The 6,540-nt window shown below is 73.4% G+C and carries 9 protein-coding genes; 3 read left to right on the top strand and 6 right to left on the bottom strand.

Features of this window, described 5'->3' with window-relative positions:
* Nucleotides 1-692 (bottom strand): 5'-3' exonuclease (locus tag MBSD_RS10735; protein ID WP_062537317.1); only part of this gene is annotated, 692 nt, incomplete at its 3' end.
* Between the two features lie 2 nt (nucleotides 693-694).
* Complete coding sequence (locus MBSD_RS10730; protein WP_062537316.1) at nucleotides 695-1,270, bottom strand: nitroreductase family protein; 576 nt, start codon at nucleotides 1,268-1,270, stop codon at nucleotides 695-697.
* A 128-nt stretch (nucleotides 1,271-1,398) separates the two neighbouring features.
* Between MBSD_RS10730 and MBSD_RS10725 the strand changes: the two genes are divergently transcribed.
* Entirely contained in the window at nucleotides 1,399-2,496 is a 1,098-nt protein-coding gene (locus MBSD_RS10725; RefSeq protein WP_062537324.1) for an NAD(P) transhydrogenase subunit alpha, read from the top strand.
* 5 nt (nucleotides 2,497-2,501) lie between these two features.
* Here MBSD_RS10725 and MBSD_RS10720 read toward each other — a convergent pair whose 3' ends face one another.
* Genes MBSD_RS10720 through MBSD_RS15795 form a run of 3 tightly spaced genes read right to left on the bottom strand, consistent with a single transcriptional unit; the run spans nucleotide 2,502 to nucleotide 4,014 of the window.
* Nucleotides 2,502-3,065 carry a DUF3106 domain-containing protein gene (locus MBSD_RS10720; protein WP_062537315.1) on the bottom strand — a complete coding sequence of 188 codons (564 nt, stop codon included), beginning with the start codon at nucleotides 3,063-3,065 and terminating at the stop codon, nucleotides 2,502-2,504.
* On the bottom strand, nucleotides 3,062-3,430 hold the full coding sequence (locus MBSD_RS10715; RefSeq protein WP_062537314.1) for a hypothetical protein: 369 nt from the start codon (nucleotides 3,428-3,430) through the stop codon (nucleotides 3,062-3,064). The genes MBSD_RS10720 and MBSD_RS10715 overlap by 4 nt, the downstream gene beginning before the upstream one ends.
* Nucleotides 3,427-4,014 carry an RNA polymerase sigma factor gene (locus MBSD_RS15795; RefSeq protein WP_082306617.1) on the bottom strand — a complete coding sequence of 196 codons (588 nt, stop codon included), beginning with the start codon at nucleotides 4,012-4,014 and terminating at the stop codon, nucleotides 3,427-3,429. The genes MBSD_RS10715 and MBSD_RS15795 overlap by 4 nt, the downstream gene beginning before the upstream one ends.
* A gap of 192 nt (nucleotides 4,015-4,206) precedes the next feature.
* Here MBSD_RS15795 and MBSD_RS10705 point away from each other — a divergent pair, with 192 nt between their 5' ends.
* Together MBSD_RS10705 and MBSD_RS10700 are read left to right on the top strand one after the other, a co-directional pair.
* The gene (locus MBSD_RS10705; protein WP_062537313.1) at nucleotides 4,207-4,503 is read left to right on the top strand and encodes an NAD(P) transhydrogenase subunit alpha part 2; all 297 of its coding nucleotides are present in this window, start codon (nucleotides 4,207-4,209) and stop codon (nucleotides 4,501-4,503) included.
* Nucleotides 4,503-5,897 carry an NAD(P)(+) transhydrogenase (Re/Si-specific) subunit beta gene (locus MBSD_RS10700; protein WP_062537312.1) on the top strand — a complete coding sequence of 465 codons (1,395 nt, stop codon included), beginning with the start codon at nucleotides 4,503-4,505 and terminating at the stop codon, nucleotides 5,895-5,897. Before MBSD_RS10705 ends, MBSD_RS10700 begins: the two co-directional genes overlap by 1 nt.
* Nucleotides 5,898-5,916: 19 nt before the next feature.
* Here the strand turns inward: MBSD_RS10700 and MBSD_RS10695 are convergent, their stop codons facing one another.
* Nucleotides 5,917-6,417 (bottom strand): hypothetical protein, encoded by a 501-nt coding sequence (locus tag MBSD_RS10695; RefSeq protein ID WP_062537311.1) that lies wholly within the window; start codon nucleotides 6,415-6,417, stop codon nucleotides 5,917-5,919.
* Nucleotides 6,418-6,540: the final 123 nt, after the last annotated feature.

Raw genomic sequence — 6,540 nt, 5'->3', positions numbered from 1 at the left:
GCGGCGGCGGCCGCGCCGCGCAGGCGCAGGAACGGAATCTCGTCGACGCGCGCCAGCACCGACTCCAGATCGCCGAAGTGCGCCAGCAGCGCCGCCGCGGTCTTGGCGCCGATGCCGGGCACGCCGGGGATGTTGTCGATGGCGTCGCCGGTGAGGGCGAGGAAATCGGCGACCTGCTCGGGCCGCACGCCCATGCGCTCCAGCACGCCGCCGGCGCCCCAGCGCTGGCCGCGGGCGAAGTCCCACTGCTCGTCGTCGGCGCCGATCAGCTGGCCGAAATCCTTGTCGGCGGAGACGATCACGCCGCGGAAGCCGTGCGCGCGCAGCCCGTGCAGCGCGCTGCCGATCAGGTCGTCGGCCTCGTAGGCGGCGTCGGCGAGCACGGCGAGGCCGAGCGCCGCGGCGACTTCGCGGCAATAGAGGAACTGCCGCTCGAGGTCCGGCGGCGCCGGCTCGCGGTTGGCCTTGTAGGCGGGATAGATGGCGTTGCGGAACGAGCTGGTCAGCGCGATGTCGAACGCGGCGGCGGCATGCGTCGGCCGCGCGCGCTCGATCAGGTCGAGCAGGAAGCGGGTGAAGCCGTAGACGGCGTTGACCGGATGGCCGTCGGCGTCGAAGAACTCGTCGGGCACGGCATGCCAGGCGCGGAACACGTACAGGCTGGCGTCGACCAGGTGCGCGGTCGGGCGCATGGTCAGCCGTTCCAGGCGGAGACGATCCCGGCCAGCGCCGGCCGCTTGCGCTCCGGCACCTCGCCCTGCGGCGTGCCGATGTGCACGAAGCCGATCACGCGCTCGTCCGCGGCGAGGCCGAGCAGGGCGGCGACGTCGCGGTCGTAGGCGGCCCAGCCGGTGATCCACTGCGCGCCGTAGCCGAGCGCCTGCGCGCCCAGCAGCAGGTTGTAGGCGACGCAGCCGGCGGAGAGCAGCTGCTCCTGCTGCGGCACCTTGGGGTTGTCCTGCAGGCGCGCGACCACGACCACCACCAGCGGCGCGTAGGTGTAGCGCAGGCGGTCCTTGGCGCGCTTGTCCTCCGGCAGCGCCGGGTTCTTCTCGACCGCCATCGCCGCGACGCGTTCGCCGAAACGCAGCTTGGCGTCGCCCTGCAGCGTGATCAGCCGCCACGGCGCGAGCGCGGTGTGGTCGGGCACGCGGATCGCGGCCGCGAACAGCAGTGCGAGTTCGTCGGCGGAAGGGCCGGGCGCGCCGAGCAGGCGCGTCGGCACCGAGCGGCGGCGGAACAGCACGTCGGAGGGCGGGGGCAGGGTCATGCCGCGAGTTTAGCAGCGGGCCGGGCGAGCGCCGCCTCGCGCTTTCCGCGATCGACGGACCGGCGGGGCGTCTTTCCAGCGCGGCCGGGGGATCGGCTACGATGCGCGCCATGTCCGGGGAGGTCACCATGCCGATCACCGTCGCCGCCGTCCGCGAAACCAGCGCCGGGGAGCGGCGCGTCGCCATCACCCCCGAGATCGCCAGGAAGCTGCGCGGCAAAGGTCTGGGCGTGCTGCTGGAGCGCGGCCTGGGCGAGGCGGCGGGCTTTCCCGACGCGGCCTACGGCGACGTCGAATGGGGCGATGCCGGCAGCGTGCTGGCGCGCGCCGACGCACTGCTGGCGGTGCAGCCGTCCGCGGCGCACGCGGCGCAACTGCGCGCCGGCGCGGCGCTGATCGGCCAGCTGCGGCCCTACGGCGCCGGCGAGCGCGTCGCGCAGTACGCCGCGCGCGGGCTGTCGGCCTTCGCGCTGGAACTGTTGCCGCGCACCACGCGCGCGCAGGCGATGGACGTGCTGAGCTCGCAGGCCGCGGTGGCCGGCTATCGCGCGATGCTGATCGCCGCCGAGGCCGCGCCCAAGTTCTTCCCGATGCTGACCACCGCCGCCGGCACCATCCGCCCGGCGCGCGTGCTGGTGATCGGCGCCGGCGTGGCCGGTCTGCAGGCCATCGCCACCGCGCGCCGCCTCGGCGCGCAGGTGGAAGGCTACGACGTGCGCCCGGAGACGCGCGAGCAGGTCGAATCGCTGGGCGCGAAGTTCCTCGATCTCGGCGTCAGCGCCGCCGGCAGCGGCGGCTACGCGCGCGAGCTGACCGCGGCGGAGCGCGCCGCCCAGCAGCAGGCGCTGGCCGACCACCTGAAGAACGTCGACGTGATCGTCACCACGGCGGCGGTGCCCGGCCGGCCGGCGCCGAAGATCATCAGCGCGGCGATGCTGGCCGGCATGAAGGCCGGCGCGGTGGTCGTCGACCTCGCCGCCGAGGGCGGCGGCAACTGCGAAGGCACGCGGCCCGGCGAGCGCGTGCGCATCGGCGGCGTCGAGGTGCTGGGCCCATTGAACCTGCCGGCCGGCGCGCCGCTGTCGGCCAGCGAGATGTACGCGCGCAACCTCGCCAATTTCCTCGAGCTGCTGGTCAAGGACGGTGCGCTGGCGCCGGACTTCGCCGACGAGCTGGTCGCCAAGACCTGCCTCGCGCACGGCGGCGAGGTGCGTTTCCGCGCCTGAGCGGTTCAGTCGGCGTCGGGATCCGGACCGCGATCCGCGTCGCGGTCGCGCACATCGCCGTCGCGCGGCCGCGCGTCGCGCAGCCATTGCCGGCGCTGCTCCGGCGTCATCTGCCGCCAGCGTTCGCGCAGCGCCTCGCGCTGCTGCGGCGGCAGCGACTGGAACATCGCGTAGGCGGCGCGCAGCTTGTGGCGCTGCTCGGGGCTCATGCTGCGGAATGCCTGGATATGGCGGCGCAGCTCTTCGCGCTGCTGCGGCGTCATCGCCGCCCAGCGCTGCAGGCGCTCGCGGATGTGCTGTCGGCGCTCGGGCGACAGCGAGTTCCAGCGCTGCGCGCGCTGCAACAGGCGCTGCTGGATCTCCGGCGAGATCTGCTGCCATTGCGATTGCAGCGGCGCCAGCATGTCGCGTTGCCGCGCATCGAGGCTGTTCCACGGCACCGGCGCGGGCTGCGCGGCCGCGGCCGGCGGCGCCGCGCCCGCGGCCTGCGCCGGAGCGTGCGCGCCGAGGCCTGCGGCCGTCAGCGCCGCGGCGAGGCCGAGCGCGCGCAGGGTGGAAGCGGCCTTCATCGCTGCTGCTCCTGCGGCTGGTCGGCCAGCCAGGCGTAGAAGTCGAGATCGCGCGCCATGTCGATCTGCTCGGCATCGGCCTCGAGCAGGACGTCGCCGTCGCCGTCGAGGGCGACGGCGTGTGCGGGGGCGGGCGTTCGCGCCGGCGGCGCGGCGCGCTGCCAGACGACGCCGACGGCGAGCAGGGCCGCCGCCAGCGCGCCGGCAGGTATCAGCAGACGGACGGCCGCGCGCGGGTGCCGCGCCTGCAGGGCGCGCACGCGCGCGCCGCGCAGGCGCGCCGCGGTGGCGGCGTCGAGGCCGGCGCAGGCGCGGTCGAACAGGTGGCGGTAGCGCTTCTCGGGATCGTCGGCGTGCATGTTCATCGCCATTCCTCCAACTGCGTGCGCAGCGCTTCCAGCGCGCGCGAAAGGTGCGTCTTGACGCTGCCCTCCGAGCAGCCCATGGCGCGGGCCGCGGCGGCGACGTCGAGGCCCTCTAGCATGCGCAGCATGAAGGCCTGCTGCTGGCGCCGCGGCAGCCGGCGCACGGCGGCGGCCATCGCCGCGTAGGCCTGCTGGTCGAGCAGGCGCCGGCCCGGATCGGGCGCCAGATCCGGCGGTTCCCAGGCCGGCGCTTCCTCGCCGTCGGCGTCCTCGCGTCCGTGCAGCCAGCCGATCACGACCGAGCGCACCTTGCGCCGCCGCTGCAGGTCGGTGATGCGCCGGCGCAGGATGCCCCAGAACAGCGGCGCCCACTCCCCGGCCGGCTTGCCGGCGTAGCTGCGCACCAGCCGCAGCATGGCGTCCTGCACCGCGTCCAGCGCGTCCTCGCGGTGGCCGAGCGCGATCTCGGCGACGCGGTAGGCGCGCCGCTCCACGCCGGCGAGGAAACCTTCCAGCGTCGTCGCCTGCGGCCGCGCCGGCGGCGCGTCCAGGACGACGTCGAACGCCTCGGCGGTCCCGTTCATCGGCATGCGGCGGCGCGGTGCGCGGCGGTGCGGGCGGACATGCGGCGTTCCTCGCTCTTCCCGGGCATGGTGAAACGCACGACCGTCGCTTCGGTTGACGCGGCCCCGTATGATGGGCGGGCGTTCGCGCGCGGCAGGGGGCTGCGGTCGCCGCGCGCGGGCGGCGCGTCGTCCATCCGGCAGGGGTATCCCATGATCGACGGTTTCCTCGCGCTGTACATCTTCATGCTGGCGGCTTTCACGGGCTACGAGATCATCTCGCGGGTGCCGGTGATCCTCCATACGCCGCTGATGTCCGGTTCGAATTTCGTTCACGGCATCGTGCTGGTCGGCGCGATGGTGGCGCTGGGCCATGCGCAGACGCCGCTGGAGACGGCGATCGGCTTCCTCGGCGTGCTGCTGGGCGCGGGCAACGCCGCCGGCGGTTACGTGGTGACCGAGCGCATGCTGGAGATGTTCAAGTCCAGCAAGAAGGCGGAGGGCAAGTGATGGCCGCCTTCCTGCCGACCCTGGTCAAGGCCAGCTATTTCCTCGCCGCGCTGCTGTTCATCCTCGGCCTGAAGCGCATGAGCTCGCCGCGCACCGCGCGCGGCGGCATCGTCTGGGCCGGCGCCGGCATGCTGGTGGCGACGCTGGCGACGTTCTTCCTGCCCGGCATGCACAACCTGCCGCTGATCGCCGCGGCGATCGCGCTCGGCACGCTGGCGGCGTGGATCTCCGGCAAGCGCGTGGCGATGACGGCGATGCCGCAGATGGTCGCCCTGTACAACGGCATGGGCGGCGGCTCGGCGGCGGCGATCGGCGCCGGCGAGCTGCTGAAGTTCGGTGCCGGCGAGGCGGCGTCCACCACGCAGCTGGTGCTGGGCGTGGTCGGCGCGCTGATCGGCGCGGTGTCGTTCTCCGGCTCGCTGATCGCCTTCGCCAAGCTGCAGGGGTGGATGGACCGGCGCTTCGTGTTCGCCGGCCAGCGCTTCGTCAACGCGCTGGTGTTCCTGGCGGCGCTGGCGGCCGGCGCGGCGCTGGTCGCGGGCCGGCTCGAGGTCGGCGTGGTGATCGCGTTCTTCGCGCTGGCGCTGGCCTTCGGCGTGATGATGACGCTGCCGATCGGCGGCGCCGACATGCCGGTGGTGATCTCGATGTACAACGCCTTCACCGGTCTCGCGGTGGCGTTCGAAGGCTTCGTGCTGCAGAACGAGGCGATGATCATCGCCGGCATGGTGGTGGGCGCGGCCGGCACGCTGCTCACCCAGTTGATGGCCAAGGCGATGAACCGCTCGCTGGCCAACGTGCTGTTCGGCAACTTCGGCGCGGCCCGGGGCGAGGCGCAGGCGATCACCGGCGCGCAGAAGCCGGTCGAGGCCGCCGACGCCGCGGTGATGATGGCCTACGCCGAGCGCGTCGCCATCGTGCCGGGCTACGGCATGGCGGTGGCGCAGGCGCAGCACAAGATCTGGGAGTTCGCCAGGCTGCTGATCGAGCGCGGCGTGAAGGTGCGCTTCGCCATCCATCCGGTCGCCGGGCGCATGCCCGGGCACATGAACGTGTTGCTCGCCGAAGCCGGCGTGCCCTACGACCTGATCGCCGACATGGACGACATCAACCCGGAGTTCCCGGCCACCGACGTGGCGCTGGTGATCGGCGCCAACGACGTGGTCAATCCGGTGGCGAAGACCGATCCGACCTCGCCGATCTACGGCATGCCGATCCTCGACGTCGCCAGCGCGAAGAACGTCATCGTGATCAAGCGCGGCAAGGGCACCGGCTTCGCCGGCATCGAGAACGCGCTGTTCTACGCCGACAACACGCGCATGCTCTACGGCGACGGCCAGGCCGCCGCGGCCGAACTGGTGGCGGCGCTGAAGGCGCTGGACGGCGGGCACTGAAGCCGGGCGGCGCGCGCGTTCACTCGGCGCGCGCGCCGGCGCGCACCGCCATGCGCGCGAACGCGGCGCACAGCAGACCCCAGGCCACGTGGGCGACGACGCTGCTCAGTTCCCACGCCGGATCGGGCTTGCCGCGCGGCGCCGCCGACAGCGGCACGACGATGTAGTTCATCACCACGTACAGCATCAGGCCGTACGCCGCGCCGTAGCGCCACGGGCGCTGCACCAGCGCGGCAAGGCGGCGCGCCGCCAGGTAGTAGACGGCGACCATCGCCGTGGCGATGGCGAAATGCGCCAGCGCGCCCAGCGCGGTCGAGGCCATGCCGCCGGCGAAGGCGGCGCGGCCGAGCAGGCCGGAGGCGACCGACTGGAAGATGCGGAATGGCGGCACGCCTGCTTTCGCGTACCAGTAGCTCATCGCGAAGATGATGTCCGCCGCGCCCAGCGCGAGGCCGCCGGCGACGATCGCGCGCGCTGCAGAGCCGGATCGCCGCGCGGCGGCAGGGTTCGTCATGTCCATCCGAGCGTTCCTCCGTCGTCGTGTGCCGCGGCGCGATCTTGCCGCAGCGAAACGCTGCCGGCGCGCCGCGGTTGCCGCAGTTGTTGGCCGCATCGCGGCGCGGGATGACGCCCATCACTTGAC

Source organism: Mizugakiibacter sediminis, assembly GCF_000953855.2.
GTDB classification, from domain to species: domain Bacteria; phylum Pseudomonadota; class Gammaproteobacteria; order Xanthomonadales; family Rhodanobacteraceae; genus Mizugakiibacter; species Mizugakiibacter sediminis.
The sequence above is the reverse complement of the archived record's forward strand: the minus strand, read 5'-3'. Positions and strand labels throughout refer to the sequence as shown.